General features: G+C 42.1%; 13 protein-coding genes, 2 pseudogenes and 1 CRISPR repeat array. Of the genes and pseudogenes, 4 read left to right on the forward strand and 11 right to left on the reverse strand.

Annotated elements, in window-relative coordinates:
- Positions 1–12 precede the first annotated feature (12 nt).
- Positions 13–669: a GTP cyclohydrolase I FolE gene (gene folE / locus HSP_RS0108475; protein WP_010129876.1), complete on the reverse strand. Its 657-nt coding sequence runs from the start codon at positions 667–669 to the stop codon at positions 13–15.
- A gap of 97 nt (positions 670–766) precedes the next feature.
- On the opposite strand from folE, the gene HSP_RS0108480 reads away from it, so the two are divergent.
- A complete protein-coding gene (locus tag HSP_RS0108480; RefSeq protein ID WP_029495358.1) occupies positions 767–1,468 on the forward strand; it encodes a 3-deoxy-D-manno-octulosonic acid kinase in 702 nt (233 codons plus the stop codon).
- A gap of 96 nt (positions 1,469–1,564) precedes the next feature.
- Positions 1,565–2,397: direct repeats of the CRISPR family, unit length 32 nt; unit sequence GTTTCAACACACAGCCGCCCGAAGGCGGCTGC.
- Between the two features lie 190 nt (positions 2,398–2,587).
- Here HSP_RS0108480 and cas2 read toward each other — a convergent pair.
- From cas2 to HSP_RS11550, 10 genes and pseudogenes are all read right to left on the reverse strand, one after another.
- Positions 2,588–2,881, reverse strand: coding sequence for a CRISPR-associated endonuclease Cas2 (cas2, locus tag HSP_RS0108490; protein WP_007525467.1), 294 nt, complete (start codon positions 2,879–2,881; stop codon positions 2,588–2,590).
- Positions 2,882–2,884: 3 nt separating this feature from the next.
- On the reverse strand, positions 2,885–3,898 hold the full coding sequence (cas1c, locus tag HSP_RS0108495) for a type I-C CRISPR-associated endonuclease Cas1c (protein WP_007524424.1): 1,014 nt from the start codon (positions 3,896–3,898) through the stop codon (positions 2,885–2,887).
- 143 nt (positions 3,899–4,041) lie between these two features.
- On the reverse strand, positions 4,042–4,983 hold the full coding sequence (locus HSP_RS0108500) for an LPO_1073/Vpar_1526 family protein (RefSeq protein ID WP_007524278.1): 942 nt from the start codon (positions 4,981–4,983) through the stop codon (positions 4,042–4,044).
- 3 nt (positions 4,984–4,986) lie between these two features.
- The gene (locus HSP_RS0108505) at positions 4,987–5,250 is read right to left on the reverse strand and encodes a hypothetical protein (RefSeq protein ID WP_010129881.1); all 264 of its coding nucleotides are present in this window, start codon (positions 5,248–5,250) and stop codon (positions 4,987–4,989) included.
- A 25-nt stretch (positions 5,251–5,275) separates the two neighbouring features.
- Entirely contained in the window at positions 5,276–5,932 is a 657-nt protein-coding gene (gene cas4, locus HSP_RS0108510; RefSeq protein ID WP_007524822.1) for a CRISPR-associated protein Cas4, read from the reverse strand.
- A 13-nt stretch (positions 5,933–5,945) separates the two neighbouring features.
- On the reverse strand, positions 5,946–6,785 hold the full coding sequence (gene cas7c / locus HSP_RS0108515; protein ID WP_007524600.1) for a type I-C CRISPR-associated protein Cas7/Csd2: 840 nt from the start codon (positions 6,783–6,785) through the stop codon (positions 5,946–5,948).
- 22 nt (positions 6,786–6,807) lie between these two features.
- Positions 6,808–8,844 carry a type I-C CRISPR-associated protein Cas8c/Csd1 gene (gene cas8c / locus HSP_RS0108520; RefSeq protein ID WP_007524562.1) on the reverse strand — a complete coding sequence of 679 codons (2,037 nt, stop codon included), beginning with the start codon at positions 8,842–8,844 and terminating at the stop codon, positions 6,808–6,810.
- Complete coding sequence (cas5c, locus tag HSP_RS0108525) at positions 8,841–9,572, reverse strand: type I-C CRISPR-associated protein Cas5c (protein WP_007524461.1); 732 nt, start codon at positions 9,570–9,572, stop codon at positions 8,841–8,843. Before cas5c ends, cas8c begins: the two co-directional genes overlap by 4 nt.
- Positions 9,573–9,580: 8 nt before the next feature.
- Positions 9,581–12,073: a CRISPR-associated helicase/endonuclease Cas3 gene (locus HSP_RS0108530; protein WP_010129883.1), complete on the reverse strand. Its 2,493-nt coding sequence runs from the start codon at positions 12,071–12,073 to the stop codon at positions 9,581–9,583.
- A gap of 132 nt (positions 12,074–12,205) precedes the next feature.
- Positions 12,206–12,406 (reverse strand): annotated as a pseudogene (locus HSP_RS11550) (hypothetical protein); the annotation flags it as partial.
- Positions 12,407–12,732: 326 nt separating this feature from the next.
- Here HSP_RS11550 and ytfE point away from each other — a divergent pair.
- The 3 genes and pseudogenes from ytfE to HSP_RS0108550 all read left to right on the forward strand — a co-directional run bounded on the left by ytfE (position 12,733) and on the right by HSP_RS0108550 (position 16,549).
- Complete coding sequence (ytfE, locus tag HSP_RS0108540) at positions 12,733–13,299, forward strand: iron-sulfur cluster repair protein YtfE (RefSeq protein WP_010129884.1); 567 nt, start codon at positions 12,733–12,735, stop codon at positions 13,297–13,299.
- A pseudogene (locus tag HSP_RS11005) lies at positions 13,287–14,639 on the forward strand (TonB-dependent siderophore receptor); the annotation flags it as partial. The gene ytfE and the pseudogene HSP_RS11005, both read left to right, overlap by 13 nt.
- Before the next feature lie 128 nt (positions 14,640–14,767).
- Complete coding sequence (locus tag HSP_RS0108550) at positions 14,768–16,549, forward strand: ABC transporter ATP-binding protein/permease (protein ID WP_007525157.1); 1,782 nt, start codon at positions 14,768–14,770, stop codon at positions 16,547–16,549.
- The last annotated feature ends 167 nt before the right edge of the window (positions 16,550–16,716 follow it).

Below are 16,716 nucleotides of genomic sequence, written 5' to 3' on the forward strand. Positions count from 1 at the left end.
CCGCTTGCAAAATTATTTTTGAATTAACTGAAGAAATTCTTTGCGGGTTTCTCGATCATCTAAGAAAACACCACCGAATGCCGAGGTTATCGTATAACTATTTGTATCTTTTACCCCGCGGCATTTCACACAAAAGTGTGTTGCTTTAACATAAACCGCAACATCGTCAGTTTCTAAAATCGTTTGAAATGCGGTAAGAATCTGTTCAGTAAAACGCTCTTGAACCTGCGGACGTTGTGCAAAAAATTGCACCACACGGTTAATTTTAGACAGCCCAATTACCCATTTTTTCGGGTAATATGCCACCGCAACTTTACCATCAATCGTCACAAAATGATGCTCACAGGTAGAAGTCAAAGTAATATCATCAACCAACACCATTTCACTTACTTTCATGCGATTTTCAATATTCGTAATTTTGGGGAATGTTGCATAATCTAACCCACTGAAAATCTCATCAACATACATTTTTGCAAGGCGATGTGGCGTTTCTTCCAAACTGTCATCCGTTAAATCCAGCCCAAGTAATTCCATTACCTGTCGCATATGAGATTGAATTTCTGCACGACGAGTATCTTTATCTTGAGTTAATTCAACTGTTGGGGTTTCAATGCCCTTAGCCAACAATGCTTGGCGAACTTTTTGCGCCTCAGTGGAGATAATGTTCATTCAGGTTCCTCTAAATTTGAGAGCGGAATTCTAGCAAATTGACATCAAAAAAAATAGCACTAAAATGCGCTCATTCAGCTTAGATAATATTAATAACATGATTTACACGCACTTTAATTCAGATTTAGTTCCCACTGCCGAACAGTCATTTATCGAACAACTCTTTGCTTGCAAAAATTTTGAAAAATCTGACCGCTTGTTAGGCTATTCAAAAGGACGCGGTATTACTTGGTTTTTAAATGCGCAACCCGAATTAGGGCGAGATATCGTTTTACGTCATTATTATCGAGGTGGATTATTTGGTAAATTAGTTAAAGATCAGTATTGGTTCCACTCATTTGCTCAAACTCGCGCAGCGCAAGAGTTTGATTTACTTAAACAAATGCACCAATGGGGGCTACCTGTTCCACAGCCTATAGCTTTTCAAATTGAAAAACATCACTGCTATTATCGTGCGGAAATTATGATTGAAAAGATTCCTAATACGCAAGACCTAAGCAAATTATTACAACAAGCTACTCTTCCTCTTGCGCAATATCATCAAATTGGAAAGGTCATTCGTGCAATGCATGATCGCCAAGTTTGTCATACTGATCTAAATATTCATAACATCTTGCTTGATGAGAAAGGTCAATGTTGGCTGATTGATTTTGACAAATGTAAAATTCAACCTAATGATGCTTGGAAAAAAGACAACCTCAACCGCCTTCTTCGCTCTTTTCACAAAGAGCAAACCCGCTTAGGTATTCATTTTAATGAAACCGATTGGCAAGCAATTTGTGAAGGGTATGGGGAATAAATATAGATAGTTTTTCCTTTCTTAATCAATTAAGTAAAAATAGCCACCCGAAGGTGGCTGCATCAAACATTGCTTTTAATTTCTCTTGATCGGCAAGTTTCAACACACAGCCGCCCGAAGGCGGCTGCGCGAGACAAACTTTGCACGCTCGACATTACTCAAAGTTTCAACACACAGCCGCTCGAAGGCGGCTGCTTTCCCATATTGATTGGATGCGAGCAAGATATAAAGTTTCAACACACAGCCGCTCGAAGGCGGCTGCAAGCAAGGGGCGCGGCTATGGTAATAGCCTAACCAGTTTCAACACACAGCCGCTCGAAGGCGGCTGCGCTTTGACTAATTCAGATAAAGCCCATTCATACGGTTTCAACACACAGCCGCTCGAAGGCGGCTGCCAACAAAAACGTATCACAACTGTTGTTATTGAAGTTTCAACACACAGCCGCCCGAAGGCGGCTGCGCATCTTGATCAAGAGTAGCGTTAATTGTTTCCGGTTTCAACACACAGCCGCCCGAAGGCGGCTGCGGGTAACTTCTTACGCGCGTGATCGCTATATGACGGTTTCAACACACAGCCGCCCGAAGGCGGCTGCTTCCATATGGATTCTCCTTGTTTACCATTTAAAAGTTTCAACACACAGCCGCCCGAAGGCGGCTGCGTGCGGAGTATTGGTGGCCTTTTTTGCATCCCTATCGTTTCAACACACAGCCGCCCGAAGGCGGCTGCTTTTGCGCCAGCGCCAGCAACTACTGGTGTAAAGTGTTTCAACACACAGCCGCCCGAAGGCGGCTGCTTGAGACTAAAGCGGAGGCAAGCCGCTTTTTTAATGTTTCAACACACAGCCGCCCGAAGGCGGCTGCGTTCGGGATTTTCGTATTTTCTTGTAGCTCGCTATAGTTTCAACACACAGCCGCCCGAAGGCGGCTGCTCCCTATATAAAAAGATGATAAAAATCAGTAAGTTATTTACTGTATTTCGCTATCCTTTAAAATATAAGGAGTATCAGGAAGTATAACTAACATTTAGTTGTTACACAAATTATTAACTTATTCAAATTGTTAAAGAAAATAAGGATCGCTATCCCATCAGGGTTTTAATGAGAACAATAGGTTAGCGAACTAAATGACAAGTATATCTTTAAATATATCAACAGCCGGTTTTGCGCCATGATGTTCCACTTTATTACGCCATTTACTGCCTAAATGATAAAAACGCAGACTGTCACATGTGGGGTCGTAGGTTTCCAACAGTTTGTTTTTCAATATGACCCACTGGTCGGGCGTGACATCACATTCAAATACCGAATATTGCGCCCGCACGCCGTAATCTAAGCAATGTTTTGCGATGCGGCGCAATCGTGCTCGCCCGTTTGGATCGTCAAAAGAAATGTCGTAAGTAATCAGCATTAACATAGTTTATCTCATCAAAAACGGCGGATATTCCGCTAAATCTCCGCGCAAGTGCCGCGCCAACAGCATGGCCTGAATATACGGCAGCAGCCCGATTTCCACTTCCTCGCCTAAAAACGGATGAACGATTTTCTCCTGCTTCTTCGCCTGCAAAGCTTGGAACAAGAGCTTACGCGCATCGGCCTTCAGGCTCACCGCGCCACTCGCCTCGGTAACAAAATCCTGCGGTTTGATTTGTCCTCGGTTAATCAGCGACAACACCAACCTGTCTGCCGACCACGCGCGGAATTCTTCCAAAATATCCTGCGCCAAACTATCGCGCCCCGGTCGGTCGGCATGCAAAAAGCCCACCTGAGGGTCCAACCCCACGCCTTGCAGCGCGCCACTGATATCCTTACCTAAAATGCTGTACACAAACGACAACAGCGCATTCACCCCGTCTCTGGGCGGACGGCGGTTGCGCCCGTCAAAAGAAAAACCGCTTTTTTCGCTCAAAAGCTGCCCGAACACGCCGAAATAACGCGCCGCCGCATCGCCCTCAATACCACGCACCACGTCTAGTTCGGCCGCGCCCTTCAACTGCCGCAGCGAAATATTCAAAGCATCGACCGCACTTTGAATCGCCGCATTCTCGCCGTAATTGCGAATCTGCCGCTGAAGCACCCGCTTACTCGCCTGAATCTTCGCCGCAATGATATTGCGTGCAATTGGCACGGGATTTTGCTCCGACACCCGATACTGCGCCCGACGCAACAGCACATTGCCGCTCTGCCGCCCCTGAAGCCGTCCCAGGAAACGTCCGTTTTCGGTAAAAAACGCCAAATTCACATTATTTTCACCGCAAAATCCCAACAAAAACGGCGATACCAGCACATTCCCGAAACAGAAAATATGCCCGATGGAATGCACCGGCAACTGCGCCACCTTCTTACGCTCCTGCTCCACCACCAGCGTCTCCCGCTCCTTATGCAGATAGCTGCCTTGGGTGGTGATATAGAGTGTGTTTTGCAGTTTGCGCATGTAGAACTCCTTAAGGTTTGACAGCAGTTTTGTTTTGAACCGGCTTGTCAATTTAGACTGTCTAAAAAATCATACTTGTAGATAGCTTGAAATAAAAAGCAAATAATCCATCAATATACATGCCTAAATACACACTACGATTTTTAATCAATTTTTATATTGCAATTTTTCGCAATACATTCTCCAAATGGAGTTAATGGCTTAATTAACGCGTCAAATTCAGAAACATCTATTTTCATAAATTCAATAAACTCAATAAGATCTGGGAAGTCAGTTTTTATATTTTCTGTTTTATAATTATTTACGCCTAGAGAATCACCCAAAAGTTTTAACGTATTAATCTTATAAGATTTATCAGAAAAAACCATATTATTCAAAGCGAGTAAATCAATATTTACAGGGGAAGAAATATTCTCCATAAAGAATTTTGAAATACCGTTTATATATTTCTTGTAAAGTTCCTTTGCCTGTTGTATTAAATTAGTTTGGGATTCTTTTGAATTAACATTACTAACAATCTTTTGATAAACGTTAAAAAAATCACTATAAAACTCTCCATCATCATGCTGAACCGAAACATAAAGAGGCTTTCTAAGGCATTTGATGAAACACAAGAAAAACACCTGATCCTTGTTTAAGTATTTTAGATATGATATAGCTTGATTGATTAAATAATCATTATTATTACTACTTAGTTTATCCATTAACAAATTTGCCAATACCTCATTTAATGAAATATCATTCTTTGTCCCAACTTGGTTAACCATTTCACTAATTAAACTTTGTACTTCAGAAGAAGCAAATCTTTTCTCCATTTCTTCATCAATTCGACCACTTACAGCCTCATCGACAGTTGAATTTAGCTTTTCATGGAATTTAAATGCTAAATCTGCAATGGCTCTATATGATTCAGATCTTGCATTTTCTATCAAGCTAGGTAACTTATCAGAAAATAGTTCCTCAAATAGATTTTGAATTTCAGAAACTGAAAGCCCAATATTTATATTACCAGTGATGTCTCCTTGATTTTGTAAAGATACAGAATTTTCACCCTGAGATAATGTTAATTTTTTTCCCAAAACCATTTTTTAATCCTTTTTGTTTATTTGATTAATATTTATGTTGCCATTAATTTTTCCAGAATTTTGAATATTTTGTATATTATCTCCATTTAAATTAGCACTTATATTATTTTTAACAAATCTATCTCTCATGTAACTAGCTCCAAATAATAACGACAAAGCACCAAATATCATGGACCAGCTATTAGGATTCAATCCCAGAAAAGACTTATCAAAAATATTTGTAATAAAAGCCAAAAGCAACCAAACAATAACGAAAAATATTTTCATATATTCTCCTAAAAATACCAATAAATCAAAAGCATTTACCAAACAACTCCGCTACATACCCCACACTCCTATCCCGTTTCCCCAGCAACTCCGGCTGGCAAATCTCCACCAGCGAGCAGGCTTTGCAGCGTTTGCCGTAGTCGGGCGGCGGAGTTTGTCCGCTGTTTAGAAGTTCGCGCACGGCGGCGATGGTGGCGAGAGTTTGGGTGCGTAGGTCGTCTGAAAACACGACGGGGATACGGTGGCGGGTTTGCATATACCACAGCGCGCCATCAGAGACGATTTGCCCCGTCATTTCTTCCAGGCACAAGCCTTGGGCGCAAAGCTGGATTTCGTCCATCGGGTCGGGTTTGGGCTTGCCACGTTTGTATTCCACGGGTTTCAGACGGCCTGTTTTTGTATCCACTTCCACCAAATCCAACACGCCGCTGATGCCCAGCTTCTCCGCCGACACATGCACCGTCCGCTCAAAGCGCACGCCCTTGCGCGTTTCCGGCTCGCCCGAATCCACCCGCTCATGCAGCGCCTTTCCCTGCGCGGTCAAATAGTTCTCCGCCCACGCCTGCTCGTTGTGAATCAACGCGCATTGGCGCGGACAAAAGGCGTAGTGTTGCAGGGCGGAAAGGGGAATCAGACGCGTGTCCTGATTGTCCCCTTGGCTTTCGGTTGAAAGTGCGGTCATTTTTTTAAATATTTTAGAAGCCGTCGATTTCTTGCGGAGTTAAACCATCAAGTTTTTCCAGTTCATAGCTACCATCGGCATTCACTTTCAGGCTGCCATGCACTTTAGCGGAAGAGTATTGTCCTGATTTGCTGTTGTGCTCCCACCAGATGAGTTTCAACACCTGCATGCTGCCTTCGGGGCGGGCGGATGATGCGTCGCCTTCAAAGAGTTTGGTGAGTACGGCTTTGATTTTTTCGGCATCGTCGTCTGAAAAGCCGGTGCGCTCGGCAAGCTGCGGCGACATCGCACCAAAGGCAATGTACACGCCGTGATCGACGCGGTGTTTCATGCCCATGGTGTCGGAGCTTTTTTTCGTGCCATCGCCTTCGCCGCTGACGCTTTTGGTGATTTGGGTGCTGGTAATGTTTATCGGCTCAACGCTGAATGCGGATTGAATGGTAACGGGGCCGCGCACGGCGATGGATATGCCGCTGCTGCCGTCGCCGCTGAATGCAAAGACTTGTCCGAAGCTACGTACGTCCAGCCATTTTTCACAGGCTTTCTTGGCGGTATCATCTTTGTTGGCTTTTTTGGCGTTAAAGGCATCCGCACCCAAGCCGACATCTTTGTCTTTAGCACGGTTGGCTAGGCTGGTCATGCCATCGGTTTTCTTTTCGTCCGATTGTACAAAAATGCTCTCGCCACCGTCTTGCAGGCGGTCGCGGATTTTACGTTTCAAGCACACATCGGTCATTTCGCCGAAACCTTGGAAATCAGCACGCGGGCGGTTGCCGTTTAAAGGGTCGCCGTTAGGGTTGGCGTTGGTTACTTTCAGAATGAGGGCGAAGTCGATTTTTTTGGTTAAGCTCATTTTGGTTTTCCTTTAAGTTGGATTATTCATCAGTTTTGGATTTGTTGGCGGAAAGCTCGGCAATACGGCGGGCTATTTCCATTTTTTGGCAGTGATAGCCCAAAAGAAATTCACCGCTTAATTTGTCGTCTCGGGTGAAATCATTGACTTCAAATAACTCGACAATTTCACTAATGGCGTCTTTATAGAAATCTTTTCCTTGACTCGTTAAATAATTTCTATACGGTACCAACTTCTCACTTTCAAGATTTCTCCATGTGCTATATGGTCTTTGTGCAAATTGCTGGAAATAACGTTCTGCATTAGTTGCTCGAGTCGGTGTTTTTTTGCCATTCTGCAAATATAAGGCATACCACTCCATGCTTTCTGCTTGTGCAATTAATCGACCATACAAATAATCGCGCGAGCGGTTTTTAGTATCTAAACTCATAGAATATCTCCGTTGTAATGTATATTTACGGGCGTACCAACCTTTGTATAAGGCACAGGCGACGCCGATGTTTCTTTGCCAATTTTCAGAGCGGATTTTTTCTCCGTCTTCGGGGCGATGATTTGCAAAAGGATTACAGGCTACCTGAAAACTTTTTTGCACCAAGTCATAAGGGATCTGCACCGATTTACCACCTGAAATCACAGGCAGAAGGCGGGCATAAAGCTGTCTTCTCGATTTTCTGTCCTTATCTCCAAACTCCGTCTTGGTTAACACTACTTCTGCAATACGTTCTAAGGACGGTGCAGCAAAAATCCAAGAGGATTTATATTTTTGATACCAAGCAAAATCATCCTGCCATTCGTCTAAATCTCGGAAATAATCATCCCTTAATTTCTCTTGATAAAATGTCAAAGACATTCTGCCACCCGTTTTCGATGGCTCATCAACCATTAATAAAGAAATCTGCTCATTAGCTGCCAGCTTTTCTTTATAGCCATGGAATTTTTTCTTTAATTGTTCCACAGTTTTTAGACCAAGATCAGCTGAATGATCAATATTATCTTTCGCAAATAAAGAAGTATAAACGACATCGTCTTGATAAAGATCTGATAGAAGTTTATCTTCATCCGATATGCAATTGCTCGACCAAGCTAAAATTACTTGCTTACCATTTCGTATTCCTTGTCGATTAATCATCCATTTCAATACGCTAAATGCCTTCTGTGAAGCATTTTTTCCTAGTATCACAGCCTGACTGCCTAATTCTGATTTAGCTCCATTATCTTTATCACCATAAAATCTTCCTCTAAAGGTAAATCCGGTATCATCGTTAGCTGAAACCAATTTGGCATTACCGTTTATTTTCGGATAGGCTTCAGTCGGATAATCTAAATCTCCGGTAATACAACATAAAGATTTATGGCGACCTTTTTGTATCAGACTTTCTTGATACTCAATCCACTGATTCTGTATCCGCGGCTTATTCCATAGATCAGAATGTAGATCGTTAGGTATTTCAACAGCCCATATAACAGTCAAGCTAAAAGGATCATTTTTTCCAGACGACAATATATTGTCTTTGAAAGAAAAAATCTGTTTCGCTAACAAATCTTCAATCAATGAGCCTTTTTGAATATATTGCAAAACAATTTTTAATTCTGGTAGGTTACTAAATTGAACCCAATTGAATAATTGTTCTTCATAAGCTATAAAACTTTCCTTATATTCTTGCTTTTGTTTATCTAGAAATTGTCGCTTCTTATCTTCTGAGCCTACTAAAAATTCTTGCCATTTTTTTCCGCCTTTTTGTGGAGCTCTCTTCTTTGCCACTTCGCTAATATATTCAATAGTCAGATATTTTTCTGCCGTTTTAGCAATATATTTCAAACTATCATGAAGTGCACTAGGAGCTATTGTTGAACCTGCTTTATTTAATACGTTTTCAGGTGCCTGAATAGGTAATTGTCTTTTAATTGATTCTGCATGAACAAGCTCCGCTTTGTCATTTAAAACTACTCTTAAGTGAACCGCTTTAGACATATGAAACGGCAATGCCAAGTCTTCATCATCCAAACCTTGTTCTTGGACATATTCATACGTCTGATAAAGTTTCTGCATCCAGCTCATAACCCCAGCTCCTTGGCTTCATCTTCCACCAGTTCCACATTCTCGCCGCGCTTAAACGGTTTTTCAGGCTTCATTTTACGGATAAATCGAGTTTTTAGACGACCTTCTGTGTCATTGATGCTTGGAAATTCAATCACACCATTTTGCATATTCGCCATCCAAAAACGACTGACCAATTCAGGCTTTCCAGTTTCTTCGGGATAGCCGAAACTATGGAACATCAGGCCAAAATCTAAATTATCGATTTCATCGTAAAACCCTTCGCCTTCGCCGAAAGTGCATGGCTCGACATAGCCTTGGCAATCGCGCGTGCCAAGAAAAATATCCTGCCGCCCGCCACGTTCCAACATTCTTCTGGCAATGGCGATATGTTTGCCGAAATTGCGGTCGCCTGCCAATTCTTCCCAATGATCATTCCATTCAAAATGGGCTTCTACTTGGTATTCCACGTCCTGCAAAAAGGTGTAAATCGCCAAAGTATTGCCGCCGTTCCAATCCAGTGGCTTGGTGGACTTGCTTTGGGTGCGGATGGGTTTCATCACACGGATGCGGTCGATATACCAAATCAAGGTGGGTTTCCAATAGATGCTCTTAACGATGCCTTTAATGGCTTCGTATGTCGGCACTTGGTAGCTGAATTTTTCGCCGCCAATTTTGGTGACGGGGTCGGTAAACAAGGCTTGCCGCCCCCAGACACGGAAACTGAATTTATGGTTGTTATAGTCCATATTACTCCTTAAGATATATAGCAAGTCATTTCGCTTATCTTATCTAAAGACAAGCCGAATTCATTGTTGTAATGGCATTCATCTAGATAATAAATGCCCGAACCTTTAATGGTTTCATGCAGAGCTTTTTTCTCTTGTAACTTATTCCACACTTTTGGAAAGACGTTCACGCTGTAAGACTGGGCTTTTTTCTTTGCTTCACTCATCTCTTTTACATCCCACGCCCCACATAAAGTAGTGATGTATTCCTTGCCTTTACCATACGGCACAATCACGGAGCGGGTTGGAGCATCAATAACTTGGAAAATACGTCCTGCACTTTTAAAGGACTGCATAAGTAACGGATATAAATCACGCTTTCTCAAAATATCATTCTTGAAATAGCCTTTAAATTTTGCTCCGGCATTGAAGCAGTTATCGCTTAACCAGTGCAGTAAACCATCATTTTTGTCTTTTTCATTTATGAGATATACCATCTCATCGCTACGATTATAAAAATAAAGCTCAAAATATCGACTCATGGCTTTGGGCTGTAATATATCTTTTTCTTCAAACTCTCTGAAAATAGTTGCCGCTTTTTCCTTCCCAACTGCAATGTCAGGAAGTATCTGTGAGAAATCTGTCTCCTGTAAATTCAATACATAAACCAATCCTTTATCTACTTCTTTATGCCGGTTGCAACGCCCCGCCGCTTGGGCAATGCTGTCCAATCCGCCCAAAGCACGAATCACGCAAGCCATGGAAATATCCACGCCTGCTTCAATCAACTTGGTGCTGATGCAGATAACTGGTTCTTTGTTTTCTAGACGAGCTTTGATAGTGTCAAAAATCGCTTTGCGGTGCGCCGCGCATTGGTGGGTGCTTAAATGAAACAAGGCCTCTGGCGGCACATTCTGCTTTTGGCAATATTGATAAAGCTCCTGCGCCCATTTTTTTGTATTGACGATAAACAGGCAGCTTGGGGTCGTCTGAAATTGTTCCAGCAAAAATGTGCCTGCTTCTTCCACATTCCAACCGCCTGATTTTTCGTTGAATCGGATTTCTACGCGTGATAAATCAGCAAATAATTTATCTAAATCCTGATACTTGCCCATGATTTCAGCGTTTTCAGGCAATCTTAACAAACCACGTGCGGTAATGGCTCCCCTTTTATCTTCAGGAAAATTCTGCAAACCCAATTCGCCGAGCAAAGGCTGCGTCGCCGTACACAAAACCGCCGTGCTTTTACCGAATTTCGTTAGCCAATTTAATACGTTGCAAAACAGATGGACGCATTTCACCGGCAAAGTTTGAATTTCATCAAAAATCAAAACGCTATTGGTCATGGGGTGGATATGGCGCGCGCCGCGCGTACCGCCGCCGAACCACGCATCTAGAAACTGCACCATCGTGGTGAAGACAATGGGTTTATCCCAGTTTTCGCACAGCAGTTTGTCCTGCCAGCTTTGCTTTTCGGGTTCTAGATTAGAATGATGTTCCAGTACCCAATCTTCGCCAAGAATTTCGCGTACGACTTGGGCGTTTTGATCGATGATGGAAGTATAGGGAATGATGTAGATGATGCGATCTAGATTGTGCTTTTGCGCATGATGAAGGGCATAGCGCAGACTGGCCAATGTTTTACCGCCGCCGGTCGGCACTGTGAGTGTATAAATACCTTGAGGGTCGACCGCTCTTTTTAGACAGTCGCTGGAAATTCGACGGCGGATTTCGTCAATAGGATAACGGTTTTGAAAACCTGCTAATTTGGCTTCCACTTGATCAATCACCATTTGCCAATCAGGTTTTTCCGTCAAGCGACGGACTTCTTTTTGCGCTTCCCGTTCAAAATCCGAACTGTTGATACGATCGGCATCAATCAGGCAGCTGAATAAAAAGCGGGTCAGGCAGCCGAGATAGAATTCTTTAATTTTGTCATTAGTCGTTGAATCGGAAAGTATCAGTTTTACTGCTTTGAGCAGGTTGCGAATCAGGTTTTCTCCTGCCAATTCATGTGCTTTTTGCTGAACGACTTCATCGGCATTTTGCTCGCATTCTGCCAAATGCGTCAGTTCATCAGTTTTATTAAACCGCTCAATCCATTTCGGATTACCCTCTCCATCCAAACAGTCAATCAAGCCTTCACCGTGGTGTGATGCTATGCATAAACCCAGCATTTGTCCGAACAATTCGCCGATGCCCTGCTCTGCACCAATTTTTCTCAATTCGCGGTAAACCCATTGTGCACCGGCGGTGGAATGATCCACTTTACTGCCGTTCGGCGTACTTTCTTCATCATCCAAGTCAGGATTGAACAACCCAGTTTCATCGTGGATATATTTTTGGAATTTGTGAGAATATTTGCCGAAATCGTGCATGAGTCCGAGTAACTCGCCCTCCTGCTCCAAATCCAGCTTGGCTGCCAATAATTTGGCGATCTCGGAGGTTTCCGTCAGATGGGTTTGCAAAGATTGCGGTTGCCCGTCTGCTTTGCGGACATGGGCTATATAGTTGAAATTCACATCGATTCTCCAAATTCAAAACGCGCAAAATTTAACGAACAAGCTATATAAATTAGCTTGAAGTGTTGAAAAGTCGAAAATCTGTGGAATGAGGTCGTCTGAAAAGTTGTCAGCGGTCAAGCGCATAACGGTGGCTTGGGCAACGCTGTCTAAGCCTGCTTCGGCACGCATTACCAGCGGGAAATCCACATCCACACCGGCTTCAATTAATGAAGTGGCGATGACGCGGTAGGATTTACCGTTTTTCAGACGACCTCGGCTCTCATCGAACTTTTGGCTGCGGTGTTTGGCACACATTAGGATGGTTAGGTGGAACGTGCCGTCAAGATGTTTATCTTGCGCAGAATGGGCGTAGTATGATTGAGTTTGAATATAGCAAGAAGAAGTTTCGTCCATATTTTAATCCTTAAAATATACGTTAAACATGAATTTTTTATTATAGTAATTGTCTAAGTCAAATTTATATAACATTAAGATTAAAATGACAATAGCAATTCTAAAATTGTTTGAAGTTTATGAATTTCACTCCAAAATTATCCGTTTTAGTCAATAAAGAATACGAACACATACCCATTTTTGATTATTCTCTCTTTCTTCCTCTCGGCGTAAAATCCTTATATATAACTCAACTATTTTTCCTTTCTTTTATGGAGCTGATTATGTCCTATCAAGATTTAACTTTAGGTGAAATTGCCACCAAATTACCTCGTTCAACTTCTCTATTTTTAAAATTAGGGTTGGATTTCTGCTGTGGTGGAAAACAAACTTTAGCTGCTGCAGCGCAAGCTAAAGGATTAGATGTAAGCGTGATTGAAGCTTCTCTTGCTGTAATTGCGGAACAGCCAAGTGAATCAACCCGTAACTGGTCTGAAGCTCCGTTAGCGGAAATTGTTGATTTTATTATTCCGCGTTATCACAACACGCACCGTGAGCAATTACCGGATCTGATTATGATGGCGGAAAAAGTAGAAAGCGTACATCAAGATCATCCTAACTGCCCGAAAGGTTTAGCTTATATTGTGCGTAAAGTTTATGATGATTTAACAAATCATATGATGAAAGAAGAGCAAGTGTTATTCCCATTGATTAAATCTGGTCGAGGCCCAATGGCTGCAATGCCAATTTCAGTGATGGAATCTGAGCATGATGAAGCCGGCCGAGATTTAGAGGATATTCAAAAATTAACGAATAACCTTACTCCGCCAGAAGGTGCTTGCAATACTTAAGCTATACCGTACCTTCTGCCCCTAATGGCAAAACTAACTTAAACCCAGCATGGATTGGTCAAACAACGCGTGATGAAACTGTGATGGGAACCTTTGAATATGATTTACCATACAACATGATGCTTTCAGGTGGTTTAGGTCATATGGAATCAAGATACGATGGTGCATTTGGTCAAATCACTTCAATTAAACAAAATGGTAATTTTGATGTAACGGGTATTCGTGGCTTTGATTTCCGCACCCGCACAACCAGTGGCAACCTGAAATTACAAGGTGAATTAGCTACGGGCCTAGTTTCTCACAACTGGAACCTTTCTTATGATCAAGTGGTTCGTCAACGTGACCACGATAATAGTGCAAAAACCAATGGTCGTATTTCTGGCGGTTCTATTTATTCACCAACTTTTGGCAATCTTGCTTCAAGCTTTAGTTTAGCGCCAACCACTCAAAACACCGACAGCAAACTTACCGCTCGCAGCTTTGCGTTTGCTGACACACTTGGTTTTATAGAAGATAGCCTTCGCTTAACCCTGGGTGGACGTTTCCAATGGATTAAGCAATTAGACAAAACTGATGGCACAAAATTAACAGCTAACCGTTTCAGCCCAATGGTGGCATTAGCATATAGTGTAAATCCAGATACCGTTTTCTACAGTAACTATTTAGAAGATTTAGAACCAGGTAATGCCGATCCAGAAACTGGGGAAATGAATAGCCCACGCGTGAGTAAACAACTTGAAGTCGGTGTACGTAAAAACTGGGATGAATGGCTAACCACCACTTTAAGCGTTTATGAAATCCGTCGTCCAGGCATCATTCGTGGTAATACCAAGGCGATGAAATCACTGGCAGGTAAAGAACACGGAAAAGAACGTAATCGTGGCGTAGAATTCAATGCCTATGCAAGCTTGTTAAACAATAGCCTACGTCCATCTATCGGCATGGCATATAACCAAGCGAAAGTATTTGATTTCCCAACCTTTAAAGACACGATTATTAACGGTGTACAAGTAACCAGCCCACGCTGGATTGCGAAATCTGCTATTGAATGGGATCCTGCATTTGTACCAAACTTAACCTTAAATGCAGCACTACAATACTACGGTAGCTCTTACCAAGATACAGCTGCAAACTACAAATTGCCTTCTTACACCACTGTAGATTTCGGCGCAAAATATGTAGTAAAAATGGGTGATAAACAAAGCCTAACTTTCCGTGGTGGCGTTGAAAATGCCTTCAACAAACACTACTGGCAAGTTCAACGTGGACAATATGACCGCAGCTTTGCGGTGTTAGGTATGCCACGTACTTACTGGGCAAATATGGAATATTCATTCTAAACATAAAAAAACAAGCGGTCTCATTTTGGTAAATTTTTACGAAAATTCGACCGCTTGCATCGTAATCAAGAAGGTGTGCCTCGCGCGCACCTTTTGTCATAGAGATTTTATCTAACATTCTACCATTCATGAATTGGCAAACTGAACTCAACCAAAGTTTTTCTTGGCTGATAATGGCGCTTATTTATGCCTCATGTGGGCTAGTGATTAGCGCTTATCTAATCCGCCAAACACCCTTCGGGCAGAAATTCTGGCATATTACCCGCCCTTGTTGGCAAAAAGCTAATCAACCTAAAGCCATCGTCTTGGCATTATTACTTCTCTTAATGGTGTTACTTGAAGTGCGCATTAGCGTGCTTAATTCTTTTTTTTACAACGGATTATATAAATCCTTGCAAGACAAAGATGCCAGTGCCTTTTGGTTCTTTGCGGGCATCAATGCACTTTTAGTCATCACTAAAATCATTCACTCTATTCTCAACTATTTTCTGACCCAAATGGTTGAAATTCGATGGCTGGAAAGTTTAAATAAAGAGATGTTATTGCGTTGGTTAAACAACAAAAATTACTTTCGTGTTCAATATGAGAAAGAATTACCAGATAACATCGACCAACGTATTGAACAAGATGCCACAGCATTCATTTCAGGAACCATTGAAATGGTGCGCGGTGTCGTTAATTCGGTGGTTGCGACAATTGAATTTACCATTATTCTTTGGGGGCTTTCAGGTATTCTTCCGCTATTTGGCCTTGAAATACCAAAAGGCGTCGTGTTCTTTATCTATCTTTTTATTTTGATTGCTACTACCTTGTCAATTTGGATTGGTCGCCCACTGATCAATCTCAACTTTAATAAAGAAAAACTACAAGGGGATTATCGTTATTCTCTGATTCGTGTTCAAGATAACGCTGAAAGTATCGCGTTTTATTCAGGCGAAGAGAAAGAACAGACGCATTTGCAACATAAATTTGAGGCAATTATTCAAAATCGTTGGAAAATTGTGCGCAAAATGTTGGGATTAGATGGATTTAATACTGGGGTCACGCAAATCGCAATGATCCTGCCGCTGATGCTACAAGCGCCGCGCTTCTTTGCAGGTAGTGCCAGCCTTGGGGATATGCACCAAACGGTTCAATCATTTAACCGTTTAATGCGCGCGCTCTCATTTTTCCGCCTGTTTTATGAGGAATTTACCCTTTATCAAGCCAGGTTAAATCGTCTTTATGGCTTTTTTACAACCTTAGATAACCTAGATGCACTACCAGAAAAGAAACCTATGCCTTGTGCAAATGGCTTCCATCTTAAAAATTTTGGGTTAAAAGATGTTGAAGGTAAAGTGCTACTACAAGATATCAATATTGAGTTACAAGCAGGAGATGCATTGCTGATTCAAGGCGCCTCAGGTGCCGGTAAAACGACCTTGTTAAAGGCACTTGCAGGTATCTACCCGTTTGAAACGTTTGGTGAGGCTGAACATACTTGTACTGATTCGCAATTGTTCTTACCTCAGCGACCTTATATGCCACAAGGCACCTTACGTGAGGCAATTTGCTACCCTCACCTTGAAGCAACTGATTTTGAAATTAAGCAAGCGATGGAAGTGTGTGCATTAGATAAATATACACACGCACTTGATATCGAGACTGATTGGCAAGCAACACTCTCTCCCGGTGAATTACAACGTGTTGCGTTCGTGCGTATTATTCTAGCGAAACCTAAATTGATTTTCCTAGATGAAACCACTTCTGCCTTAGATGAACCAACTGAGGCGGTGCTTTATCGAACCGTAAAACATTGGTTGCCGGAGAGTATTATCATCAGTGTTGGTCATCGTGGTACCTTACAAAGTTTCCATAATAAACAGCTCATGTTAGGTAAGCCTCGTTATGAATGCGCTTATGCGATTTAGTTTTTACAAGCGGTCAAATTTTTTCGACCGCTTGCAAATTTATACTAGATTTTTGGTTGTTTTTTTGGCATAATTTCGCCCGTTTTTCGTCTATCTAATAGACGTTAAACAGGATTTATTTTTTAACACTAAAACACACACATATCATCAGCTAGAGATTGGGGTGC

It is taken from the genome of Haemophilus sputorum CCUG 13788, assembly GCF_000238795.1.
Classification (GTDB): Bacteria; Pseudomonadota; Gammaproteobacteria; order Enterobacterales; family Pasteurellaceae; genus Haemophilus_A; species Haemophilus_A sputorum.